Raw genomic sequence first — 22,630 nt, 5'->3', positions numbered from 1 at the left:
GGGACCGTGGGAGGTGCAGACAATGGATCTGAATAAACGAATTGATATCCTTGATTATTTGCGCGGCTTTGCGTTAATGGGGATTATTTTGGTGAATGTGGGACCGTTGTTGGAGATTCGTCAGCCAGCTTCAGATTCTACCGATTTTTTATATTGGAAATTTTTGTATTTATTTGTAGAAGGCCGCTTCTATACAATTTTCACCTTTTTATTTGGGATTGGGTTCTATATCTTCATCACACGGGCTAATGCCAGGGGAAAGAATGGTTATGTTCTATTTTTAAGGCGGATTGCCGTCCTTTTCTTAATCGGTCTTGTTCATGTAAAGTTTCACCCGGGGGAAGCACTGACAGTGTATGCCATTTCCGGCTTGATAATCTTGCCCTTTTATAAAGCCAACAAAGTAATGAATCTTATATTCGGGGGGATCATGCTCTTCTTCTTAGCCCTTTTTTCGATAAAAATCTTTATGGTGGTACCGCTGATGCTATTAGGAGTTGCCGCGGGGCAGTATCGCATCTTTGAAAATATTCCGTTAAAAAAGACAGCCGTTTTTACAGTAATGATGTTCTTATTAGGTGTCGTTGGCATATCCTATCAAGCCTACTATGCTCCGACACAGTTTGGCATGAAGTCGGAAGCCATAAGTTTGCAAACAGAGCGCTTTTTTAGTATCGGAATTGCTATTGGTCCACTTGTGTCTGCTTTTTATGCTGGCCTGCTGGTATTACTTTTGCGATTTTCCTTTTTTCAAAAATTGTTATCCCCATTAAAAAGTTATGGGCGGCTGGCCTTGACAAACTATCTCTGCCAAACTGTGTTCATATTACTCTTGGGGAATAGGTTTCATTTATTTGGCAACATTACCTACCTGCAATCTCTCAATCTTTGCCTCGCTATCTATATTATCCAACTTATTTTCAGCTGTGTATGGCTGCGGTATTTCCGTTTCGGTCCGATTGAATGGCTGTGGCGGATGATAACCTACCGGGAAATTCCACCAATGCGTCAATAATTAGCGATTCATTGGTGGAACTTTTGAGATCTCTTCTCCGTTTACTAAAAATCCAGAAAATTAAATGATAAAAATTCTCAATTAGCATTGACTTAAAATACAAGGATGATATAATCAAAATCGTAAGGTTAAATGATAATGATTTTCAATATCACTGATAAAAAGCTTAAATGAAAACTCGTTGACTGGCGAGCCCTTAAGGACGGTTCATGAGGCGTAGTTGAATTTATGCGACAAAGGAAAGTATAAAATTTGGAAAAATTTTATACCTTTTTATTAGCCAAAAAGAGAAGTGTTGGGAAGCTATGAAGATGAAATATTTACTGCTGGGATTATTGGTATTATCGGCTGCCTCTTTGTTCGTAGGAGTAAGCACTGTATCACCATTGGATTTGTTGAACCTCCAGTCAGAGGACACCCAAATATTCCTAATTAGCCGGCTGCCAAGGCTTATCGCGATTTTGCTTGCTGGAGCTGGAATGAGCATTGCAGGACTAATTATGCAGCAGCTAAGCCGAAACAAGTTTGTTTCGCCGACTACAGCTGGGACATTAGATGCTACGAGGCTGGGAATACTCGTCTCGATGCTGGTATTTGCGAACGCATCAATGCTCCAAAAAATGGCGGTTGCTTTTGCCTTTGCCCTTGCCGGGACCTTTCTATTCATGCAGATCCTTGACCGCATCAAGTTTAAAGATGCAATATTCATTCCGCTTGTAGGGTTGATGTTTGGCAATATTTTGTCTTCGGTAACAACCTTCTTTGCCTACAAAGCAGATGTAATTCAAAATATGTCGGCATGGCTCCAGGGTGATTTTTCGATGATCATGAAAGGCCGCTATGAATTACTCTACATAAGTGTTCCGATTATTATCATTGCCTATTTCTATGCCAACCGCTTTACCATAGCGGGAATGGGGGAGGATTTCTCGAAAAATCTCGGACTTGCTTACCGGCGAATTGTGAATATTGGCTTGATTCTTGTGGCACTGATCACAGCAACTGTTGTTTTAACTGTTGGGATTATCCCATTTCTTGGTTTAATCATTCCTAACATTATCTCGATTTTTAAAGGAGATCATTTGAAAAAAACCTTACCGCATACGGCACTGCTTGGTGCTATTTTCCTTCTCATTTGTGACATTCTTGGCAGGGTAATCATTTACCCCTATGAGATTTCGATCAGTCTCATGGTCGGTGTCATCGGAAGCGGCATTTTTTTATATTTGTTGTTCCGGAGGAAAAGATATGCGTAATTCGATGAAACTGGCCCTTCTTGCATTGATCGCTGCAGGATGCTGTGCCATCTACCTGTTTCATGATTTAAACGGAAGTTTTGATTATGCATTGCCAAGGCGTATCGTAAAAGTCATTGCCATGGTGATAACTGGCTTTACCATTGCCTATGCGACCGTTGTTTTTCAAACGATTACCCATAATAAAATTTTAACCCCCAGCATTATGGGATTAGATTCACTTTATTTGCTCTTACAAACATTGATGATTTTCTTTCTTGGGTCTGACCATCTGATGGCAGTCAATAAACAAATTAATTTTTTGATCTCGGTTGCCGTCATGATTGTGTTTTCCCTGTTGCTATATCGCTTTTTGTTTAAAAAGGCCGGTCAGCAGATTTACTTTTTATTGCTTGTCGGCATTATTGTCGGGACGTTTTTTTCGAGCATTTCGACATTCTTTCAAGTATTGATCGATCCGAACGAGTTTCAGATTGTCCAAGACCGGATGTTTGCCAGTTTTAATAATATCAACTCAGATTTGGTTTGGTTGTCCGCGGGAATTGTTGTCGTTGTAACCATTTTCGCCTGGCGCTATGTGAAATATTTAGATGTGCTTTCACTGGGACGGGAGACTGCCATTAACTTAGGGGTGCCCTATGACGCCGTCGTCAAACAGATGCTTATGATCGTCGCTGTGTTTATTTCGATTTCCACAGCACTTGTCGGCCCGATTACTTTCTTTGGCTTAATCGTCGCCAATCTGTCCTATCAATTTTTCAAAACTTATAAGCATCGGACGCTGATTAGCGGTGCGGTGGTGATGAGCATCATTGCGCTGGTTGGCGGGCAGTGGGTGGTTGAACGGGTATTTTCTTTTTCTACCACATTAAGTGTCATTATCAACTTTGTCGGCGGTGTGTATTTCATCTACCTACTATTGAAAGCGAGGAATGCTTAATGATTCAAGTCGTTTCACTGTCAAAGTTTTACGGGAAAAAGGCAGTTGTAGAGGATGTGTCGGTGACGATTCAGCCGGGAAAAATAACCTCTTTCATTGGACCGAACGGGGCAGGGAAGTCGACGTTACTTTCAATGGTGAGCCGGCTGCTCGATGCTGATACGGGAGAGGTGCTGATTGATAAGGCCGATGCCCGAAAGATGAAATCAAATGAGTTTGCTAAAAAGGTGTCGATTTTAAAACAGTCCAATTATATGAACGTTAGACTGACGATCCGTGAGCTTGTTTCCTTTGGCCGCTTTCCTTATTCCAAAGGGCGGCTGACGGATGAGGATGAACAGATTGTCGACCAGTCGCTTGAATATATGCACTTAACCGAGTTGCAGGAGCGCTATTTGGATGAATTGTCAGGAGGTCAGCGGCAGCGGGCGTTTATTGCGATGGTCATTGCCCAGGATACTGATTATATTTTGCTTGATGAACCGCTAAATAACTTGGATATGAAACATTCCGTTCAGATTATGAAGATTTTACGGAGGCTTGTTGATGAACTGGGAAAAACGGTGGTCATTGTCCTGCATGATATAAATTTTGCATCCGTTTATTCGGACTGGATTGTCGCAATGAAGGATGGCCGAGTGGTCAAAAATGGACCAACTGAGGAAATTATTCAATCTGAAGCATTGAAGGAAATTTACGATATGGACATTCCCATTCAAAAAATGGATGGCTGCCGTATCTGTGTTTATTTTAATTCATAATTTTTAGGGGAGATAATCGATGAAAAAGTGGAGTTTAGTAAGTATTATTTTTTCAATTGTCCTTGTGCTTGCGGCTTGTGGCGGTGCATCGAAGGAGGAAGGCAAGACGGAAAAGGCATCAGGAAATGGAGAATCTGCCGGGAAAATGACAGTGGAACATAAATACGGTGAGGCCGTTGTGGAAAAAAATCCAAAGAAGGTAGTTGTTTTTGATTTTGGAATTTTAGATACTCTTGATGAATTGGGAGTTGAAGTTACAGGTGTTCCTCAGACAACTGTTCCTAAGTATTTAGAAAAATATAGTGATAAGAAGTATACGAATGTTGGCAGCCTGAAGGAGCCTGATTTTGAGGCAATCCATTCATTGAAACCGGATGTTATATTTATTTCAAATCGGCAGGCAGAATTATATGACCAATTTGCCGAGATTGCTCCGACAGTATATATCGACTTTGATTACAGCCATTACATGGATTCTTTTGAAAAAAATATGAAACTGATTGGCAAAATCTTTGATAAAGAAGACCAGGTTGCAGCAAAATTGAAAGATATTGAGGGAACCGTTGATAAAGTGAATAAAGAAGCTTCTGAAGCTAATAAAAAGGCTTTAATTGTGATGGCGAATGAAGGAAAAGTCAGCGCTTATGGACCAAGTTCCCGCTTTGGGTTAATCCATGATGTATTTGGGTTTGGAGCAGCTGATAAAAATATTGAAGTTTCCACACATGGTCAGAGTATTACCTTTGAATACATTATGGAAAAAAATCCCGATGTCTTGTTTGTGATTGACCGTAACGTCGCAATCGGGGGCGATTCCAGCGCCAAACAAACGATTGAGAACGACCTGGTCAAGAAAACAAACGCCTATAAAAACGGCAAAATCATCTACCTAAACGCCGACACCTGGTACCTCAGCGGCGGCGGCCTAAAATCCGTCAAACTCATGGCAGACGAAATCGAAGCTGCTCTTTAAAAATATAATGGTGCCTGACACCCTAAAAATACAAAAAGGTCAAAATGTCCACCCCACGTGGACATTTTTCCGTTTTTTGGAGAATTTGCTGCACTTTTTGAATACCTGCTTTAGGTTATTTTGTGTAGCGGTTGGCGTAGCTTGAAGCGACAAAGGCGTCCGGTTTAATTTTCGGCGCAACACCCATGGATTCCATTCGGGTGACCATTTCTTTGACGAATTCGCTCGTTTTGTTTCTTTTCCCGGCACCAATGTCGATGTGTCCCTCTATCGTGAAGGTAGCCCCTTGGTAAATGTGAGGCAAGACGATTTCAATAAGCTCTTGTTTTCTCTCCTCGGTAAACAATGCCACGATTTCCTCGGTAAATGATAATTCAAGGGAAATCCGCTCGTGCAGCTGGGTCATTTTACGGGGGACAATCACCTTTTTAATGCATGCCCACACTCCATTACCTTCATTTTGAATGACAATTCCTGTAATGAATACCGTATGCAGTTTATGGACTTGGGAGTCGGTTCCCACCATAAGGCGGAAATTACCACACGGGTCTGCCTTCATAAACTCAGTAATCCGTGTAAACACTAGTTCAAATGGCATCCCGTTCTCTTGAAGATTTTTAAAAACATGACGGCGAGGCTCGGGATTTTTCATCATCAAAACACCACATCTTTCCCTTCACGCGGAAGACTTCTTCTAAATTTTATTCTATTTTATGGGAAATGATGAATTGGCGTGCAATCGGAAATGAGTGCATGAACTTGAAGCACTTGCTTATTGATTTTATAGGGTGATGGGGTGATAACAACCCACACTGAGTTGAAGTCTCAATTTATTTGTAACGTTTACCAGATAATCCCCCCGCGGGCCGGTTTTACCAAATCCATTTTGATCTTTTGTTTAAAGTTAACGGTACAGATATGAGTTGACAGGCAGGCTTTTAGGGGGTAAAATTTAAACATAAGTTTATAAAATAAACAATAGTTTAATTTTGAGGGAGGTGAAAGTTTGTCTGAACGAATGACTGAGAAAGAACAGTTGATTTATGATTTAATTCGTAAGAACCCCTATATTTCACAGCAGGAGCTCGCTGAAGCAGTCGGGTTATCCCGTCCATCCGTCGCCAATTTGATCTCAGGACTAACGAAAAAAGGTCATATTTTAGGCAGAGCCTATATTTTAAATGAATCGCAGCAAATTGTTTGTATCGGCGGCGCGAATTTGGACCGGAAATTCCAAGTGAAAAATAAGGCGAAACTGGGTACATCCAATCCAATCCGCTCAGTCAAAAGCGTGGGCGGCGTTGCCCGAAACATTGCTGAAAATCTGGGACGGCTCGGGCAGGAAGTATCATTAATAACTGCTTGTGGTGCAGACAGTGACTGGTTCTTCATTGAGGAATCATCGAAATTATATATGAATCTCGACCAAGTGGCGAAACTTCCAGGGATGGCGACAGGCTCCTATACCGCGGTTTTAGATACTGACGGGGAAATGATCATTGCCTTAGCAGATATGGAAGTGTACGAGTCATTGACCCCGGAACTGCTGTTAAAACAAGTCGCATTGTTAGACCGGGCAAAATGCATTGTTGCCGACTTGAACTGTCCAAAAGAAACGCTTCAATTTTTATCTTATTTTGCGAAAAAACATGAAAGACCACTTGTGTTAATCCCGGTTTCTTCCCCGAAAATGGAGCGGCTGCCTGATGATTTAAACGGCGTCACCTGGTTAATTACAAACCGGGATGAATCGGAAACCTATTTCAATAGGACTATTTCCAATCAAGCAGAGTGGCAGCAGGCAGTTGAAAAATGGCTTTCACAAGGGATTGACAATGTCGTGATTACGAATGGCAAAAACGGTGCCATGATTGGCAATATAAAGGAAGGGATTTTTCATGTTCCCGCTATTCAAACTGAAGTCGTGGATGTGACAGGTGCGGGTGATGCCTTCTCTGCGGCAGTGATCTTCTCATGGCTTGAGGGGAAAAATTTAATCGAGATTGCTAAAGCCGGGACGATAAATGCCACAAAAACACTTGAATCAACTTTTACCGTACGTCAAGATTTATCAGCAGCACAATTACAACTAGACATGGAGGAATTATCATGAAGGAATATATTGCATTATCCGAAGAAGTCAAAAAAGCAAAAGAGCAAGGGCAACCTATTGTAGCACTGGAGTCCACGATCATTTCGCATGGTATGCCATATCCGCAAAATGTCCAGACAGCCCGTGAAGTGGAACAAATTATTCGTGACAACGGAGCAGTTCCAGCAACCATCGCGATTGTTGATGGGAAGATTAAGATTGGTTTATCTGACGAGGAACTTGAAATGTTCGGTAAGAGCAGCGGTGTTGCGAAAGCATCCCGCCGTGATTTAGCCTATTTATTGGCAACGAAAAAATTAGGGGCAACAACGGTCGCGGCAACAATGATTTGTGCGGCACTGGCCGACATTCATATTTTTGTTACTGGCGGCATTGGTGGTGTCCATCGCGGAGCCGAAACAACCATGGATATCTCCGCCGATTTAGAAGAATTGGCCCAAACAAATGTAGCGGTTATTTGTGCCGGGGCAAAATCGATTTTAGATTTGGGCTTAACGCTGGAATACCTTGAAACAAAAGGCGTACCAGTGATTGGTTACCAAACGGATGTCCTACCGGCGTTCTATACCCGTTCAAGTAAATTTGCAGTTAACTTCCGGGCGGATGATGTTGAGACCATTTCCAACACGTTGAAAACGAAATGGGATTTACACCTTAAAGGCGGTGCAGTCATTGCCAATCCAATCCCGGAAGAACACGCAATGGATGAAAAAACGATCACGGACGTCATCGAAACAGCCCTTAAAGAAGCAGAAGAACAGCATATTTCCGGAAAAGAAGTAACGCCATTCCTCTTAGCTAAAGTAAAAGAACTAACCGGCGGCAAAAGCCTGGAATCGAACATTGCCCTCGTAAAAAATAACGCTGTTCTAGGAGCGAAAATCGCCGTAAACCTAGCATCATTAAAATGAAAAATGGATTAGAACTAAATGACAGAAGAATAAAAAAGTCTTAAAGAAAGGTCTGGCTCCGGTTTGAGGGCCGGATCTTTTTAGAGAAAAAGGTTGACCCTAGATGGACCAACCTTTTTTGCATGTTCATTTACTTAATCGAAATTTTAGATTTGAACTCTTGATCTTTTTTCAATAAAAGAAGAAACCTTTTCCAGCAAGCTGCATCCTCAGGGAAGTAAATTGCCTGGGATAAGTTTTTTTAAAATGGGAAGAAGGCCTCCTTTTAAATGGGATTGAACAAACAGCCTTCGTTCCAGCATGCCAAAAAACTGTCCATATTCTGAAAGATACATTTCAGAGGAAAACTTATTATTCAGGGGGATGTTCTTCAGTTTCGTTTGGAAAGTTTGCAGCATTTCGAATACAATAGAAATAGGATATTACTTCCATCCTTTACCCAATTAGGCTTTTCTGGATCAAAATAGAAAGGAGGACATATTCATGCGTGTTGTTCGGGAGACGGAGCTGAAGTTTTTAAAAAGGGAGCTGGATTACTTAGCTGCAGCTGAAATCATTACTCATGAAAAGGCTGAACAAATTGAATCGCTGTATGAAGTCAGAGGCAAACCATCTTTTACAAGAACATTGCTGTATGTTGGCTCGATTTTAATCGGTGCCGGAATTCTTAGCTTTATTGCCAGCAACTGGGCCGAGATTGCCAAGCCAATTAAATTTCTTCTGATTGTTGGTATCTTTATCGCATGTCAATTTGCCGGGTATAAGCTTGAAGGTAATTACCCGAAGACCTCGAAAAGCTTTTATTACCTTGGGGTGATCGTGTTCGGGGCCGGGATCTTCTTGGTGGAGCAAATGTTTCACATTGGTGGCAGTACTCAGGATGCATTTTTGTGGTGGGCGATTGGAATTATCCCCTTAGCCTGGGTGCTTCGAGATAAATGGATTTTGCTCGCGGCTGCTTTTTTCTCACTTTTTCATCTCATGGACGCTATCTATTTGCAAGGGAAGGTCATTCCGATCTGGATTGTGGTTCTGATTGTTGCATTGCATTTTTTAAATGGAAAAATTGCCTTCTCAAGAGGAACAGCATTTGTAAATGGTGTTGTGCAGCTTGTCTTTCTTGTTACAGTTATTAATTTTTTCCTCTTCAGGTATGGATCTTTCGATGAGCCCTTTATTCAAGGTCTCATACTTTTAGTAATTGGGATTGTTCTAGTTTTACGCAAAGGAAAAATTCATGACATTTACGTGAATTTAGGCTATATCACTCATGGATGTGCCGCACTGCTATTATCCTTTAATGAAACCTGGCCAGCGCAAGTGGAGTGGTTGTACATTCCTTTTTCACTGTTGTATCTTCTCTTCCTGCTGTACCTAATTAAACGCGGCAGCTTGTTTAGTATTATTATCTTATGTGTCATGATTTTCCGTTTTTACCTTGATATCTCCTTTGAGTTCCTGCCCAAATCATTCGTCTTTATCATAGGCGGTGTACTTTTACTCGGCTTTGGGTTTTATTTTGAAAAACAAAGACGGAAGGGAGAGGGCAAGCATGCATAAACGGACGAAACAGTTGATAGTAGCTTGTGCGGTACCGGTGCTCATTCTTCTTGGCATGTGCTTTCAGCCCCTTCTTACATTGCTTACCGGGCAGGAAATTACTTTACAAACCAAGCCGGTTGACCCAACAGATTTGTTCCGCGGGGATTATGTGATCCTTCGTTATGAGGCGGAGGAAGTTCCGAAAGAGTTGGTCGAAACGGAGGTGATCAAGCAGCTGGAAAGGAACGGGAGTTGGGGCGTTGGTGAACAGAATGTATATGTTGTTTTGAAAAAGAAAGACGGTATCGATCATCCTGTGAAAGTGACGCTGAACAAGCCGAAAAACGGTGTGTTTTTAAAAGGCAAGCTGGATTATATCGGTACCAATGGCGAAGGAATGGAAGTGGCCTTCATCCAATACAGCCTTGACAAATACTACGTCGAAGACAACACCGGAACCAAATGGGAAGAAGCCTCCACAAAAGGTCAAATCCTCGCCAAAGTCAAAGTTAACAACGGCTACGCAATCCTAACCAATATTGAAATTGGTGTCAGGCACCGTCCGTGGACAAAATAGGCGAATTGTCCATCTGGGGTGGACAGTTTGTGATAATTTTCCATCAAATAAGGTATTATTAACTAACTATAACACAAGCATCAGTTAACTAAAACAAAGGATTGTTGTTTTATAATTTGGTAAATCCCAAGAGTGATTTTTTTGTTAACCTAAATTAAAAATAGGTTGACAATGTTCTCTCTTACCCTTTATCTTAAAACTATGGAAATTTTTTAATAGGGTGGGAGAATAGATGAAATTAAAAGCACTGGATATTACCCTTGTTGGGATGTTTGTTGCTCTCATGGGGATTGGAGCTAACATTACTTCAATTGCTCCATTTTTGACAGTAGGTGGAGTGCCGATCACCTTACAAACTTTTTTTGCAATTCTGGCGGGGTTGGTATTGGGCAGCCGCTTAGGTTCTATTGCAATGGTTAGTTATATGCTTGTTGGTTTAGTAGGTGTTCCGGTATTTTCCAAATTTGGCGCCGGTCCTTCAACAATACTCAGCCCGACCTTTGGTTTCATTGTCTCGTTTATTTTCCTTGCATTTATTGCTGGGAAAATTGTCGAAAAGAAAAAGTCGCTGCCTGCTTTTATCCTTGCGGCTTTAATAGGGATGAGCGTAAATTACCTGTTCGGAACGAACTGGATGTACTATGCTTATAAGCTATGGTTTACAGCCCCAGAGGGATTTACCTACAAAATGGCCTGGTTGTGGATGATTCCACCGCTGCCAAAAGACATCATCCTCGCAGTATTCGCTGGAGTTTTGGCCCATCGGCTGGAAAAATCAGTATTATCAAAGGGACAATTCAAGAGATTAAAAAAAGCTTCCTAAGCCATGGATATGGATGTAAGCACTACGTGTTATCTTCACCTAGCGTTGATACCAAATAAAGAAGTGGTATAACCAGTTCTCGGTTATACCACTTCTTTTGGTTATCGGGGCAATTATCAAAGATGTAGTAATAGATTATTCTTTTTTTCTTTGATTCTTTTTCCTTATATTGGATAATACATTAGTAAAAAAGAAAGATGTTACCGATATTAGGGGGGAGTTATGCGGGAGTTTATGTTTATGAAGATTGCCGTGGATGTTGCGCTCGAAAATGTACTAACGAATGGTGGTGGTCCATTTGGGGCTATAGTCGTAAAAGAGGGACGGATTATTAGTGTAGGCCGAAATCAGGTGGCAGTGAAAAAAGACCCGACAGCACATGCAGAAATGGAGGCGATTCGAGAAGCTTGCAAGTATTTGAATAGCTTTCAGCTGACCGGCTGCGAACTCTATACAAGCTGTGAGCCGTGTCCGATGTGTTTAGGTGCAATTTATTGGGCAAGACTCAAATCAATATTCTACGCCTGTACCAATGAAGATGCAGCCCGAATTGGTTTTGATGATCATTTTATTTACCGACAAATTGCCTTGCCTCCGAATCAACGCAGCATCCCCATGGTTCGTATTCTTCCGGAAAACACCTATCTACCCTTTAATGCCTGGGTCAGCCTTCCACAAAAGCAGCAATATTAATGGTGTCAGGCACCACTCGTGGACATTTGTCCGTCACAGGAGGACAGAAAAAAGGCACGATCCAAAGTATGGAGGGTGCCTTTTGGTTGATTCGCTTAATGTCAGCCGTTGCTTAATCATTTAGATGGTTGGGTAGACATCATCAGGGTCGGATCCGGTTCGCTGGTTTCTATTTAATTTGTCAATTTTTTTCATGTCCTCAGCGGATAGTTCAAAATCATAGATATCGCTATTTTCTGCTATACGGCTAGGGGTGACGGATTTCGGGATAAAAATCAACTCATGCTGCAGGTGCCAGCGAAGAATGATCTGTGCCGTGGTTTTATGATAGTTCCGTGCCAATTCTTCAAGGACTGGATCATTAAGGATCCTCCCTCTTGCCAGCGGACTCCATGCTTCAACTGCAATATTTTGCTCCTTCAGATAGTTTCTTAATGCTTCTTGTGTCAAATAGGGATGAAGCTCAACTTGGTTTACCATCGGCATGACATTCGCTTTTGTTTTTAATTTTTCAAGATGGTGTTGATGAAAATTACAAACACCAATTGCCCGTACCATTTTTTCATCATATAAACGTTCAAACGCGCGCCAAGTATCGAAAAAATACTTTTCGCTTGGCCAGTGGACAAGCAGGAGATCCAACTGGCTAAGCTGTAAGTCGGCTAAAGACTCCTCAAACGTAAATAATGTTTGATCATACCCCTGGTTTCCGTTATTGATTTTGGTTGTAATAAACAGGTCCTTTCTCGGAACTGAACTATTATATAATAGCTCTCCAAGCATGGCTTCATTTTGATACATTTGCGCCGTATCAAAAGAACGATAGCCTACTTCCAGTGCCTTAGGGATTGCAATTTCCATTTCGGCCGGGTCAGTGATTTTATATACTCCAAAACCGTGCTGAGGGATGGTGACACCATTATGTAATGTAATTTGATCCTCAAAGGTTTCCTTCATGCGTGCTCCTCCTCTATCAGTATCTTCCTCTAGTATAGCGTTAGTCATAAGCTTATGAAAGTTACCCCGGGAGTCTTTATATAACAATTTTCGAAGTAAAAAGATTGAAGTTTTATCCAAAAATGGTTGCAGATTAATGCGGGTTATAATATACTACATTACAACAGTAATGTACTATGTCAGAGAGGAGGCGGGAGTGAAAATGGCTCTAAATCTCGACGGAACAAAGCCGATATATCTACAGATTTCGGAATGGCTTGAGAATGAAATTCTGAATGGAAATTTTGAAAGTGATCAGAAAATCTACTCCCAGTATCAGCTGGCGGACCTTTTTAATATTAACCCGGCAACGGCGGCAAAGGGGTTGAACCTATTGGCGGATGAACAAATTCTTTATAAAAAGCGCGGACTGGGCATGTTTGTTACGCACGATGCGAAAGCCATAATTGTCAACAAGCGGAAAAATCAAACCTTAAAACGACTAGTCCAGGAGATTGTCCAAGAAGCGGAACGATTGAATGTTAGCAAACAAGAGCTGATTGAAATGATCAAAACGGCAAATATGGAGGAGGAGCGGCAATGAGTATAATTGAATGTAACGGATTGACAAAGGTTTTTGGCAGCACGAAGGCGCTGAATCATTTTTCCTGCAAAATTGAAGAAAACACGATTACCGGGTTAATTGGCCGCAATGGAGCAGGGAAATCAACATTGCTGAAAATTATTGCCGGTTATATGAGACAGACGTCTGGAGAGATCCAAGTTTTTTCCGAAAATCCGTTTAATAATTTATTCGTTTCGGCAAACCTTATTTTTGTTCATGAACAATTGACCCTGCCGACAGCCTTGAATCTCCAAGAAATTCTTGAGGCAATGGGAAAGTTTTATAAAAATTGGGACCGGGAGCTAGCCCAGCGCCTGTTTGAATACTTTTCTTTCCATCCATCGCAATATTATAATGGGCTCTCGAAAGGGATGAGGAGCACCTTCAATTCAATCTTAGGTTTAGCGGCCCGTACGCCATTAACGTTGTTTGATGAGCCAACAACAGGGATGGATGCGGCGGTTCGCAAGGATTTTTACCGGGCTTTACTTAAGGACTACATGCGAATCCCCGGACAATTATTCTCTCGAGTCATCATTTAGAAGAAATTGAGGATTTATTAGAGGATATTTTACTGATGAAACAGGGCGGGAACCTGCTTCATATGTCAATGGCTGATTTTCGCGAATGGGCCATTGGGCTGGAAGGGAAGGCTGCTCTTGTGAACGAATGGACGAAGGACCGGGACGTTATTTTTTCGAAAAGCGGTGCCTTTGATCAATCTTATGTGGTGGTAAGAAATGATTTCTCGGAGGTAGAAGTGCAGAAGGCAAAGCAGGCCGGGATGAATGTTCTGCCTGTGAGCTCTACGGATCTCTGTGTCTATTTAACTGGTAAAACGAAGGGAGGCATTGATGATGTCTTTAACGAAGGTTAGTCTGTGGGAGATTGTCAAGCGCCAATATGCTTACAAGCTGAAGGCCTATATTCAGGTGTTTATGTCAATGGTTATCGTTCAACTAATCGCCATTTTGTTTTCGCAAGGCAGCTCTGGCATGATGGCGAGCAGCGGTGGCTTGATAGACTTGGAGCTCCGTTATTATTCGGCAGATACGGTGGTTGGATTTACAATCCTGTGGGGGTTCATCACCGCCATTCTGATTACCACGAAGGCGTACCGAAATGATGATTTCATATTGGTTACCAATCGTCTCAGTAGTAATTTATCCAATGCCTTGTTCCTGCTGACCGCGAGTATAGTCGGAGGGATCACCTCGATGTTGACTACCTTTTTGGTAAAAATCATTGTCTTCATTTTTAAAAGCAGTTTTTTAATCATCAGTCCTGTGAATTTAGCCGGAGTAATGGATTTGTTAATCGGTACTGGCGTGACGACTCTCTATATTCTTCTGTTTTGTGCAATAGGGTACATGGTGGGGACACTTGTTCAGTTAAGCCGGGCCTTCGCAGTTGTGCTGCCGGTTATCTTTGTTGGTGGGTTAATACTTGATGGGTTACGCGGGCAGGATGGGGTCATTGCTGCTTTGGTTAAGTTTTTCTCTATGGAAACATCGCTTGTTCTTTTTATCGTTAAAGTTTTGGTTGTGGCAGTCCTAATGTTTTGTGGTGCATTTATCCTGTCTAACAAAATGGAGGTGAAACCATAATGGTGGCGATCATTCCTATTTTCATTATGTTAATAGTCATAGGTTGTGTTGTTGGCTTGGCTTTCAAACTGGCGAAAACGGTAAATAGAAGCGGGTGGCTGCCTTATAGTATGCGGGTCCGCTGGGCTATTGGTGCATATTTAGCCATTCTTATCATTTCCATGGTAATAAGTAATGTATTACCGGTTAAGGGCTTGACTGAATTGAAAAAGGCAAACAGTAATGTGCTTGATCAGGAAAGCACGAGTTTGTATGATGCGGCAATAGCGGGGAATATCAACCAGTATGACCAGAAGTTTTTGTTGAAAAGTTGGGATTTCAAATTTAAGCAACAGCAGCTTGAAATTACCACTAATAATGATACTTCCTATAACATTACCTTTATAGTGGAAAGAAAGGGACAAAATGATGGTCACATTGAGATTGGTTTCTATATGACCAGATCTGAAGTGAATGGAATGGATATCTCAAAATTGGTTCATCCTCCTGGACTTGAAATAACAGGTAACCGTCTGCGTCTCGCCAATTCGTCAAAAAACCAACTAAGATTATCACAATTCTCAAACGTATTTACCGTCAAGCAATTTAACGGTGAAAACTTTTTCGGTCACGAATCCTATTCCAGCGAAGGACAGGCGATCTTATATCTCAAAGTCCCACAAAATCTAAAAATAATCAAAAACTCCGACCTCAACCTCGAATACGTAAAGTGAACAGTGGATGGTGCCCTTGTTGGTGCCTGACACCACTCGTGGACATTTGTACGCCTGGGGTGGACAGTTGTGTTTCAGACAATAATTTAAACCGGATAGTCCCTGTGGCGGTCCGGTTTTTTGAGGTTGTAAGGTTAGTAGGTTTTGATTAGATCATATCATTTACTATAATTCCTACTTGACTTATTGGAATTATAGTATTAAGATTTTCGTATAAGAAAATGTTCTATTAACTTACTATATGAAGGGGAGACATCATGAACACCATTCTTATCATCGTGAATATTGCTGTGTTATTTTTGCTCATGGCTGGTTTATTTTTTATGCAAAAGAAGCACGTGTCATTTTCAAAACGCGTGTTTACGGCGCTAGGTTTAGGGATCGTATTTGGGTTAGTACTTCATTTGATTTATGGGGTAACTTCAAAAGTAACCACTGGGTCAATCGACTGGTTTAGCATCGTTGCTGACGGGTATGTGAAACTGCTGCAAATGATTGTTATGCCACTCGTATTTATTTCAATTGTCGGTGCCTTTACAAAATTAAAGTTAACCAAAAACATCGGGAAAATCAGCTTCCTTGTCATTGGAATCCTGCTTGGGACGACTGCTATTTCAGCTGCCATTGGCATCGGCTCAGCGTTGGGATTTGGACTTGACGGGATTCACCTGACTGCAGGGGAAGCCGAAAATGCCCGCAATGCCCTGTTGCAGGAAAAAGTAGTCACGGTTAAAGACATGACAATTCCTCAACAAATTTTGGAATTATTGCCAAGCAATCCGTTTCAGGATTTAACCGGTGCACGGCCAACATCGACTATTGCTGTCGTCATTTTTGCCGCTTTTATCGGAATGGCCTATCTGGGAGTAAAGCGAAAAAATCCGGAATCGGCGGATTTCTTTGCGAAAATAATTGATACCTTGTACACGATTATTATGAGGGTTGTTACTTTGATTCTTCGTTTGACTCCGTATGGGATTTTGGCGATCATCACCAGGGTAACAGCGACAAGTGATTATGAAGCTATTGTCAAGTTAGGAAAATTCGTCGTTGCATCATATGTAGGACTTATTCTCATATTTATCGTCCATTTATTGCTATTAACATTTGCAAAATTAAATCCGCTAAATTATGTGAAAAAAGCATTACCAACATTGACTTTTGCATTTACCTCACGGACAAGTGCAGGGACATTACCATTAAATATTAAATCGCAGACGAAGGATTTTGGGGTTTCAGAAGGGATTGCCAACTTTGCTGCTTCATTTGGACTTTCAATCGGACAAAATGGTTGTGCCGGTATGTATCCAGCGATGTTAGCGATCATGGTAGCACCTGCTGCCGGGATTGACCCAACGAGTCTATCATTCATTTTAACCCTAATTTTGGTTGTCGCGATCAGTTCCTTCGGAGTTGCCGGAGTGGGCGGTGGAGCAACCTTTGCGGCCCTGATTGTATTATCCGTGATGAACCTGCCAATCGCCATAGTCGGTTTGCTCATTTCAGTAGAGCCACTGATTGACATGGGACGTACCGCTCTTAATGTCAGCGGCAGCATGACGGCAGGAATCTTAACCGCAAGAGCAACAGGTGAGTTGGAAAAAGATGTCTATCAACAAACAACTATAGCTGAAGCTTAATAAAAAAGCATAAATAAGGTGTCAAGCACCAAAACAGCGGGACAGTCCTATTGAAACTTCGACTGTCCACCTGGGGTGGACAAATGAAGTCATTTGTCCACGAATGGTGCCTGACACCTTTTTCTTTTACGCAATAAAATAAGCAATGACTGAAAGCAGTACGGATGTAATTAACATCGCAATCAGCGGACGCAGTGCTTTTGTGCGTAGGTCGTGGAGGCTGACGTTTAAGCCAAGGCCGACCATTGCAGAGGTTAAAATAAAGGTAGTGGCTGTGGAAATTTCGTCCATGGCCGCTTTTGAAACCGGAATGGATTTGCCAAGGACATAGCTTCCAAATACACTCATTAAAATAAAGCCAATCAGGAACCATGGAAATTCAATTTTTGTCCCCTCAGTCCCGGTCTTCCCGGCGCTTCGCATTTTCATCCAATACATGAGAATGAAACATAAGGGAATCAGCAAGAGCACTCGGCCAAGCTTGGCCAGCAGGGCAATTGCTAAGCCATCCGGCCCTGCTGGCGCGCCAGCCAAGGCAACATGGGCGATTTCGTGCAGGCTGATCCCGCTCCAAATGCCGTATTCAATCGCAGATAGCGGCAAGATAGGCCGTAATATCGTATAGGTAATCGAGAAAATTGTTCCCACCAATGCAATAATACCAACCCCAATTGCGGTATCTTCGTCCTTCGCTTTAATAATCGGGGAAACCGCGGCAATCGCGGCTGCTCCGCATACGCCAGTACCGATTCCAACGAGCATTGTAAGTGTCGACTCTGCCTTCAACCATTTACCAAGCCAAACGGTTAACAGAATGGCAAACGTAATCACACCAGCATCGCGGGCAAGCAGACCCAGCCCCTGATGTAGGACGATATCAATATTTAGCTTTAACCCATATAAAATAATGGCGAATCGCAGAAATCGTTTTGCTGAAAATTGAATCCCCGCACGAATTTTTTCAGGATAGCCAAAAACCTGCCGGTAAATGATGGCAATCACAATTGCACTGGCCAGCGGTCCGACTCGGTCAAATCCGGGCACTTTTGCTAAGGCAAAGCCACAAAAGGCAGTAATAAATGTAAAGGCAATACCCCCGAGCCAGAGACCAACAGATGGCTTCGGCGCAGGCTTTTTAGACTGCTTTTCGAATTCCTCATCTAAAGATAATGCTTGAGCTGTTTCGTTCCCCACCAAGATCACCTCAATTTAAAATCTAAACTTAGAGTACAACTATTTGATTGATAAGAAAAATAAATATATATAATAGGTATAATAAGTAAGCAGTTATAAACGTAGGAGGCTTCTAGGATAATGGATCAATATTTACAGATTTTTGTAAAGGTGGTTGAAAAGGGGAATTTTTCAAAGGCCGCAGAGGAATTACACATGACTCAGCCGGCCGTCAGCCAGTACATCAAATCGTTGGAGGAGCAGATTGGTGCCAGATTGTTGGAACGAACCAACAAGTTTGTCCGTCTCAATCAGGCCGGAGAAATCGTTTATTATCATGCTCAGGAAATTTTGGCGCTGATGACAAAAATGCAATCTTTGGTCGATGATCTCACCAATAACGCGAGTGGACCGATTACTATTGGAGCAAGTTACACATTTGGCGAATATTTATTGCCGCATATTATTGCAAGAATGCAACATAATTATCCGCATATTCAGCCATCAATTAAAATTCACAACTCAAAGGAAATCATTGAGCTGGTAAGTTCCCATCTATTAGATATTGGTATTATTGAAGGATTTTTACATAATGACCAGCTTAATTCAGAAGTCGTTTCTGAAGATAAGATGGTTATCGTCGCTTCCCCGGACCATTCCTTAACTAATAAACCAGGTACACTCAGTTTGGCCGAATTAGCAGAAGAAACGTGGATCTTAAGGGAGGAGGGCTCTGGAACAAGAGAGGCGGCGGAAAACCTTTTTAGCAGTCATCAGTTTACTCCGAAAAAAATAATGGAATTTGGCAGCACACAGCTGATTAAGGAATCGGTGCAAGCTGGCCTGGGAATTTCTTTATTATCCCACTGGGCAATTGAAAAAGAACTGCGAAACGGCTACCTCGGGGTGATTGATGTAGAGGGACTTCCTTTTATCCGAAATTTTTCGATTATCACGCATACCACGTTTCAGACTAAAGCGGTTAAAACGTTTATTGAAACCTTAAGGGAATACTTGTCTGACTTTGAGTAATCAGTGAATCATACAAACTATAAAACAAGTTAGCGTAAAGATGTTATGTTTTGTCTAATGACAACTTTTGGGAAGGATTTATAATTTATAATTGACGAAATATTTTAACATATCGTCTTTTTGAAAGGAAAACGATGCTCCATTTGTGGAAACAGACATTTTGACACACTTAAATTATGGGTAAAGGGGAGTGTTACAGAATGCAGCGACAAAAGGTTTTAATTAATGGCAAAAGATTGAAACAGGAGTTGGAAAAGTTTGCAGAGTTTGGCCGGACCGAAAATAATGGGGTTACCCGCTTGTCGTTATCAAAGGAAGATATTCAAGCTAGAGACTATTTTCGTACCTGCTGCGAGGAACTGGGAATGACCGTCAAGGTAGACGATATGGGCTGCATGTACGCAACGCTCGCGGGTCTTGAGGATAAACCGCCAATCGTGATCGGTTCCCATATCGACTCCGTCAAAAAAGGAGGCCGGTTTGACGGCATTTTAGGAGTACTAACCGGTTTAGAAGTTGTAAGGACACTGGTTGAAAATCAAATTGAACCCAGCATTCCGATTACGCTTGTCAATTTTACCAATGAAGAAGGGGCCAGATTTGAACCGTCAATGATGGCTTCAGGTGTCCTTTCGGGGAAATTTGATAAAAACGTCATGTTCGGGAGTCAGGATTCAGAAGGAATTACTTTTGGTGAAGCTTTGGCAGCCAGCGGCTATGCGGGTGACATTGAGAATCGGCTGAAGGAAGCGACGGCCTTTTTAGAGATGCATATTGAACAAGGGCCGGTTTTGGAAAAAGAAGCATTGACGATCGGGGTAGTGGAATGCGTTGTAGGCATGGCCTGCTATGAAATTGAAGTGACAGGCGAATCCAACCATGCCGGGACAACGCCAATGTCCATGCGAAGGGATGCCTTGTTTGCCGCGAATAACCTGATCAATGAAATACGCAAGCGTTTAAGTGTACTGGATCAGGAGTTGGTCTATACGATTGGCAGGGTAAATGTTTATCCAAGTATCCACACGGTTATTCCCAATAAAGTGGTCTTTACACTGGAAGCAAGGCATAAAAACATGGAGATCATCACGACAGTAAAAGATATCATTCAAGGCCTGCCGTCTCTAGGGGTAAATGAGGGCTGTGAAGTGAAGACAACGAAATTATGGGAGCGTGATACCGTTTGGTTTGCACCTGAACTGTGTCAACTATTAGAGCAATCCGCCGCTTCGCTGGGATATTCAAACCGAAGAATGGTCAGCGGCGCGGGACATGATGCCCAGTTTATTGCCAGTTATGTTCCGACAGCGATGTTATTTGTTCCAAGCATCAATGGAAAAAGCCACTGTGAGGAAGAATTGACCACATGGGAAGACTGTGAAAAAGGGGTCAATGTTATTTTGGATACTGTTCTCGCTTTATTATCTAAATAGGAAATTTGAACTACAAAACTAGAAGAGTGGTGCCTCTAAACATAAAGGCGGCCACTCTTTTTCATTTTCGAAAAGTAGGGCACAGGAATAGGAATTCCAAGTGTCATTCATTTTGAAATGACATACTTTATGTTAGAGTATTTTTTATTAAATTTGTAATACTGGGGATGAGTGGTTCGTATGCAGACAATTGTTTTTATTGGTAGTAATAAATCTGGAACAAGCAGAGAAGCCCTATTTGTATCCACTAATATGGGATACTATACTGTTTTATTAACTAATCGAAAAAGTTTTATCAGGCAAAGAAAAGAATTTTCGGAAGTGCAACAAATGATCTATGTAGAGGATTTATTGGATAAAAACATAGTTCTTTCGATTATTCAGGAGTTACAGCAGAAAAATAAACAGATTGAGGCAGTTATCAGTTTCATTGACCCCTTTGTTGCTTTAGCCGCAGAACTGTCACAACAATTAGGAATTGTGCAGTTATCAACCAAGGCCTTATCGTTGATTGAGAATAAATCACTTGTGCGTAAACATATAACAGAGCTCCCTGTTTCTCCAAAACATATCATTTATCATATCGATAAACCAATTGACGAAGCGCTTCAGCAACTAGAGAATTCCTTTCCTCTAGTGTTAAAGTCCCCCGTATCAAATGGCTCAAAGGATGTACTCCCTGTTAACTCAGTCGCGGAATTAATGAAAGGATTACAATACTTAAAAAAAAGAATCCCCAATGATGTGATTTTAATCGAAGAATATCTAGATGGACCACAATATTTAATCGAAGTGATGGTAGTTAATGGTGAAATTTCAATTATTGCCGTGATTGAACAGGAGATTTTAAACGGTGCGCGCTTTATTGTCACTGGTTACAATTATCCAGCCCTATTAAATATAGATGAAAGTGAAAAATTAGAAACAGCCGTTTTTAAGATTATAAGACACCTTCAATTAACCAATGGAACCTGTCATCTGGAAATGCGGAACGTAAGAGGAGAATGGAAGCTGATTGAGATCAATCCTAGAATGTCCGGTGGAGCAATGAATCGAATTATTGAAGAGGGTACAGGAATTAATTTGGTCAAGGAGACCATCAAATTATTCTTAGGATTGAAACCTAATTTGAAAAAAACAGTAATGAACTATGTTTATGCAAAATATATTACAATTCATTCACTAGGAAAATTAATCAAAATAACCGGTAAGAATCGAGCGTTAAAGCATGATGAAGTTAAAATGGTTTACGTGAAACCGCGAAAAGGAGCAATCTTAAGGAAACCGCAGTCGATGGGTGACCGCTATGCCTATGTGATTGCCGTCGCGGACAGCGCTGAAAAGGCAAAAAAGACAGCGAATAAAGCTGCTGCCGAGATAAAATTTTATTTAGAACCGCTTTAAAGAAGAAACATATGGTTCTTGATGGAATGCTACATCATCGGAAGCATCCTGCAGATTGCAGATGTTAAGAAAGCTTATTTATATGCAGCTGCCGCCAAAATGGAGGGACTAGGGTTATTTATTTTTCTTCAATGGTGTGGATTTTGGGAGAAAGATGGTGAAGGGTTGGGTTTATGAAGCGGGGAAAGGAGTTGAACAACAAAAGAAATTTCCCGATGTAATTATTAACAGCTATATTCCAAAAACTATAAGCAATTTTGATTCTAGAAAGATTGAAAACATACGCTATTTAGCAGCTTAATTTATTAAAAGTATATAGGATATTAAATTGAATATTAAGTACTAAAGACAAAAAAAGCTAATAGAATTTTAAGTAAAGAGTTTATAAAAAATTTTACTAAAATATGTTATATATTAATAATAAATTTTAGTAAAAGAAAGTAATTGACAAAAAGCGCCTTCA

Annotated in this window: 24 protein-coding genes; 21 read left to right on the top strand and 3 right to left on the bottom strand. The window is 41.3% G+C overall.

What is annotated here, in order from left to right:
• Positions 1-22: 22 nt before the first annotated feature.
• The 5 genes from JK635_RS05220 to JK635_RS05200 all read left to right on the top strand — a co-directional run bounded on the left by JK635_RS05220 (position 23) and on the right by JK635_RS05200 (position 4,945).
• Positions 23-1,015 carry a DUF418 domain-containing protein gene (locus JK635_RS05220; RefSeq protein WP_202652925.1) on the top strand — a complete coding sequence of 331 codons (993 nt, stop codon included), beginning with the start codon at positions 23-25 and terminating at the stop codon, positions 1,013-1,015.
• 305 nt (positions 1,016-1,320) lie between these two features.
• Entirely contained in the window at positions 1,321-2,271 is a 951-nt protein-coding gene (locus JK635_RS05215; RefSeq protein WP_202652924.1) for an ABC transporter permease, read from the top strand.
• Positions 2,264-3,211: an iron chelate uptake ABC transporter family permease subunit gene (locus JK635_RS05210; RefSeq protein ID WP_202652923.1), complete on the top strand. Its 948-nt coding sequence runs from the start codon at positions 2,264-2,266 to the stop codon at positions 3,209-3,211. Before JK635_RS05215 ends, JK635_RS05210 begins: the two co-directional genes overlap by 8 nt.
• On the top strand, positions 3,211-3,972 hold the full coding sequence (locus JK635_RS05205; RefSeq protein WP_202652922.1) for an iron ABC transporter ATP-binding protein: 762 nt from the start codon (positions 3,211-3,213) through the stop codon (positions 3,970-3,972). The genes JK635_RS05210 and JK635_RS05205 overlap by 1 nt, the downstream gene beginning before the upstream one ends.
• Positions 3,973-3,991: 19 nt before the next feature.
• Positions 3,992-4,945: a siderophore ABC transporter substrate-binding protein gene (locus JK635_RS05200; protein WP_202652921.1), complete on the top strand. Its 954-nt coding sequence runs from the start codon at positions 3,992-3,994 to the stop codon at positions 4,943-4,945.
• A 115-nt stretch (positions 4,946-5,060) separates the two neighbouring features.
• On the opposite strand, the gene JK635_RS05195 is transcribed toward JK635_RS05200, so the two are convergent.
• A complete protein-coding gene (locus JK635_RS05195; RefSeq protein ID WP_202652978.1) occupies positions 5,061-5,597 on the bottom strand; it encodes a ribonuclease H-like YkuK family protein in 537 nt (178 codons plus the stop codon).
• Positions 5,598-5,963: 366 nt separating this feature from the next.
• Between JK635_RS05195 and JK635_RS05190 the strand changes: the two genes are divergently transcribed.
• From JK635_RS05190 to JK635_RS05165, 6 genes are all read left to right on the top strand, one after another.
• Positions 5,964-7,058: a carbohydrate kinase gene (locus tag JK635_RS05190; protein WP_202652977.1), complete on the top strand. Its 1,095-nt coding sequence runs from the start codon at positions 5,964-5,966 to the stop codon at positions 7,056-7,058.
• The gene (locus tag JK635_RS05185; protein ID WP_202652920.1) at positions 7,055-7,969 is read left to right on the top strand and encodes a pseudouridine-5'-phosphate glycosidase; all 915 of its coding nucleotides are present in this window, start codon (positions 7,055-7,057) and stop codon (positions 7,967-7,969) included. The genes JK635_RS05190 and JK635_RS05185 overlap by 4 nt, the downstream gene beginning before the upstream one ends.
• A 483-nt stretch (positions 7,970-8,452) precedes the next feature.
• Positions 8,453-9,529, top strand: a complete 1,077-nt coding sequence (locus JK635_RS05180; protein ID WP_202652919.1) for a DUF2157 domain-containing protein — start codon at positions 8,453-8,455, stop codon at positions 9,527-9,529.
• Positions 9,522-10,088, top strand: coding sequence for a GDYXXLXY domain-containing protein (locus JK635_RS05175; protein WP_202652918.1), 567 nt, complete (start codon positions 9,522-9,524; stop codon positions 10,086-10,088). Before JK635_RS05180 ends, JK635_RS05175 begins: the two co-directional genes overlap by 8 nt.
• A gap of 232 nt (positions 10,089-10,320) precedes the next feature.
• Positions 10,321-10,911, top strand: coding sequence for a biotin transporter BioY (locus tag JK635_RS05170; protein ID WP_202652917.1), 591 nt, complete (start codon positions 10,321-10,323; stop codon positions 10,909-10,911).
• A gap of 222 nt (positions 10,912-11,133) precedes the next feature.
• Positions 11,134-11,604 (top strand): nucleoside deaminase, encoded by a 471-nt coding sequence (locus JK635_RS05165; RefSeq protein WP_202652916.1) that lies wholly within the window; start codon positions 11,134-11,136, stop codon positions 11,602-11,604.
• A gap of 120 nt (positions 11,605-11,724) precedes the next feature.
• Here the strand turns inward: JK635_RS05165 and JK635_RS05160 are convergent, their stop codons facing one another.
• Positions 11,725-12,561: an aldo/keto reductase gene (locus tag JK635_RS05160; RefSeq protein WP_202652915.1), complete on the bottom strand. Its 837-nt coding sequence runs from the start codon at positions 12,559-12,561 to the stop codon at positions 11,725-11,727.
• Between the two features lie 202 nt (positions 12,562-12,763).
• Between JK635_RS05160 and JK635_RS05155 the strand changes: the two genes are divergently transcribed.
• The 6 genes from JK635_RS05155 to JK635_RS05135 all read left to right on the top strand — a co-directional run bounded on the left by JK635_RS05155 (position 12,764) and on the right by JK635_RS05135 (position 17,125).
• On the top strand, positions 12,764-13,144 hold the full coding sequence (locus JK635_RS05155; protein ID WP_202652914.1) for a GntR family transcriptional regulator: 381 nt from the start codon (positions 12,764-12,766) through the stop codon (positions 13,142-13,144).
• Complete coding sequence (locus JK635_RS24635; RefSeq protein ID WP_306792908.1) at positions 13,141-13,707, top strand: ATP-binding cassette domain-containing protein; 567 nt, start codon at positions 13,141-13,143, stop codon at positions 13,705-13,707. Before JK635_RS05155 ends, JK635_RS24635 begins: the two co-directional genes overlap by 4 nt.
• 35 nt (positions 13,708-13,742) lie before the next feature.
• The gene (locus JK635_RS24630) at positions 13,743-14,042 is read left to right on the top strand and encodes a hypothetical protein (protein WP_306792907.1); all 300 of its coding nucleotides are present in this window, start codon (positions 13,743-13,745) and stop codon (positions 14,040-14,042) included.
• On the top strand, positions 14,020-14,772 hold the full coding sequence (locus JK635_RS05145) for a hypothetical protein (RefSeq protein WP_202652913.1): 753 nt from the start codon (positions 14,020-14,022) through the stop codon (positions 14,770-14,772). Before JK635_RS24630 ends, JK635_RS05145 begins: the two co-directional genes overlap by 23 nt.
• A complete protein-coding gene (locus JK635_RS05140) occupies positions 14,772-15,485 on the top strand; it encodes a hypothetical protein (protein WP_202652912.1) in 714 nt (237 codons plus the stop codon). Before JK635_RS05145 ends, JK635_RS05140 begins: the two co-directional genes overlap by 1 nt.
• 257 nt (positions 15,486-15,742) lie before the next feature.
• Positions 15,743-17,125 carry an L-cystine transporter gene (locus JK635_RS05135; protein WP_202652911.1) on the top strand — a complete coding sequence of 461 codons (1,383 nt, stop codon included), beginning with the start codon at positions 15,743-15,745 and terminating at the stop codon, positions 17,123-17,125.
• Between the two features lie 126 nt (positions 17,126-17,251).
• Here JK635_RS05135 and JK635_RS05130 read toward each other — a convergent pair whose 3' ends face one another.
• Positions 17,252-18,319: a YeiH family protein gene (locus tag JK635_RS05130; RefSeq protein ID WP_202652910.1), complete on the bottom strand. Its 1,068-nt coding sequence runs from the start codon at positions 18,317-18,319 to the stop codon at positions 17,252-17,254.
• 120 nt (positions 18,320-18,439) lie between these two features.
• Between JK635_RS05130 and JK635_RS05125 the strand changes: the two genes are divergently transcribed.
• The 4 genes from JK635_RS05125 (at position 18,440) to JK635_RS05110 (ending at position 22,344) form a co-directional block, all read left to right on the top strand.
• Positions 18,440-19,330, top strand: coding sequence for a LysR family transcriptional regulator (locus JK635_RS05125; RefSeq protein ID WP_202652909.1), 891 nt, complete (start codon positions 18,440-18,442; stop codon positions 19,328-19,330).
• 200 nt (positions 19,331-19,530) lie between these two features.
• Entirely contained in the window at positions 19,531-20,763 is a 1,233-nt protein-coding gene (locus JK635_RS05120; RefSeq protein WP_202652908.1) for a Zn-dependent hydrolase, read from the top strand.
• Positions 20,764-20,943: 180 nt separating this feature from the next.
• Positions 20,944-22,167 (top strand): ATP-grasp domain-containing protein, encoded by a 1,224-nt coding sequence (locus JK635_RS05115; RefSeq protein WP_202652907.1) that lies wholly within the window; start codon positions 20,944-20,946, stop codon positions 22,165-22,167.
• 18 nt (positions 22,168-22,185) lie between these two features.
• Complete coding sequence (locus JK635_RS05110) at positions 22,186-22,344, top strand: hypothetical protein (protein ID WP_202652906.1); 159 nt, start codon at positions 22,186-22,188, stop codon at positions 22,342-22,344.
• Positions 22,345-22,630: the final 286 nt, after the last annotated feature.

The sequence above is a fragment of the Neobacillus paridis genome (assembly GCF_016765675.1).
GTDB classification, from domain to species: Bacteria; Bacillota; Bacilli; order Bacillales; family Cytobacillaceae; genus Neobacillus; species Neobacillus paridis.
Note: the sequence above shows the minus strand (reverse complement) of the source record. Positions and strands in the feature narration are given on the sequence as shown.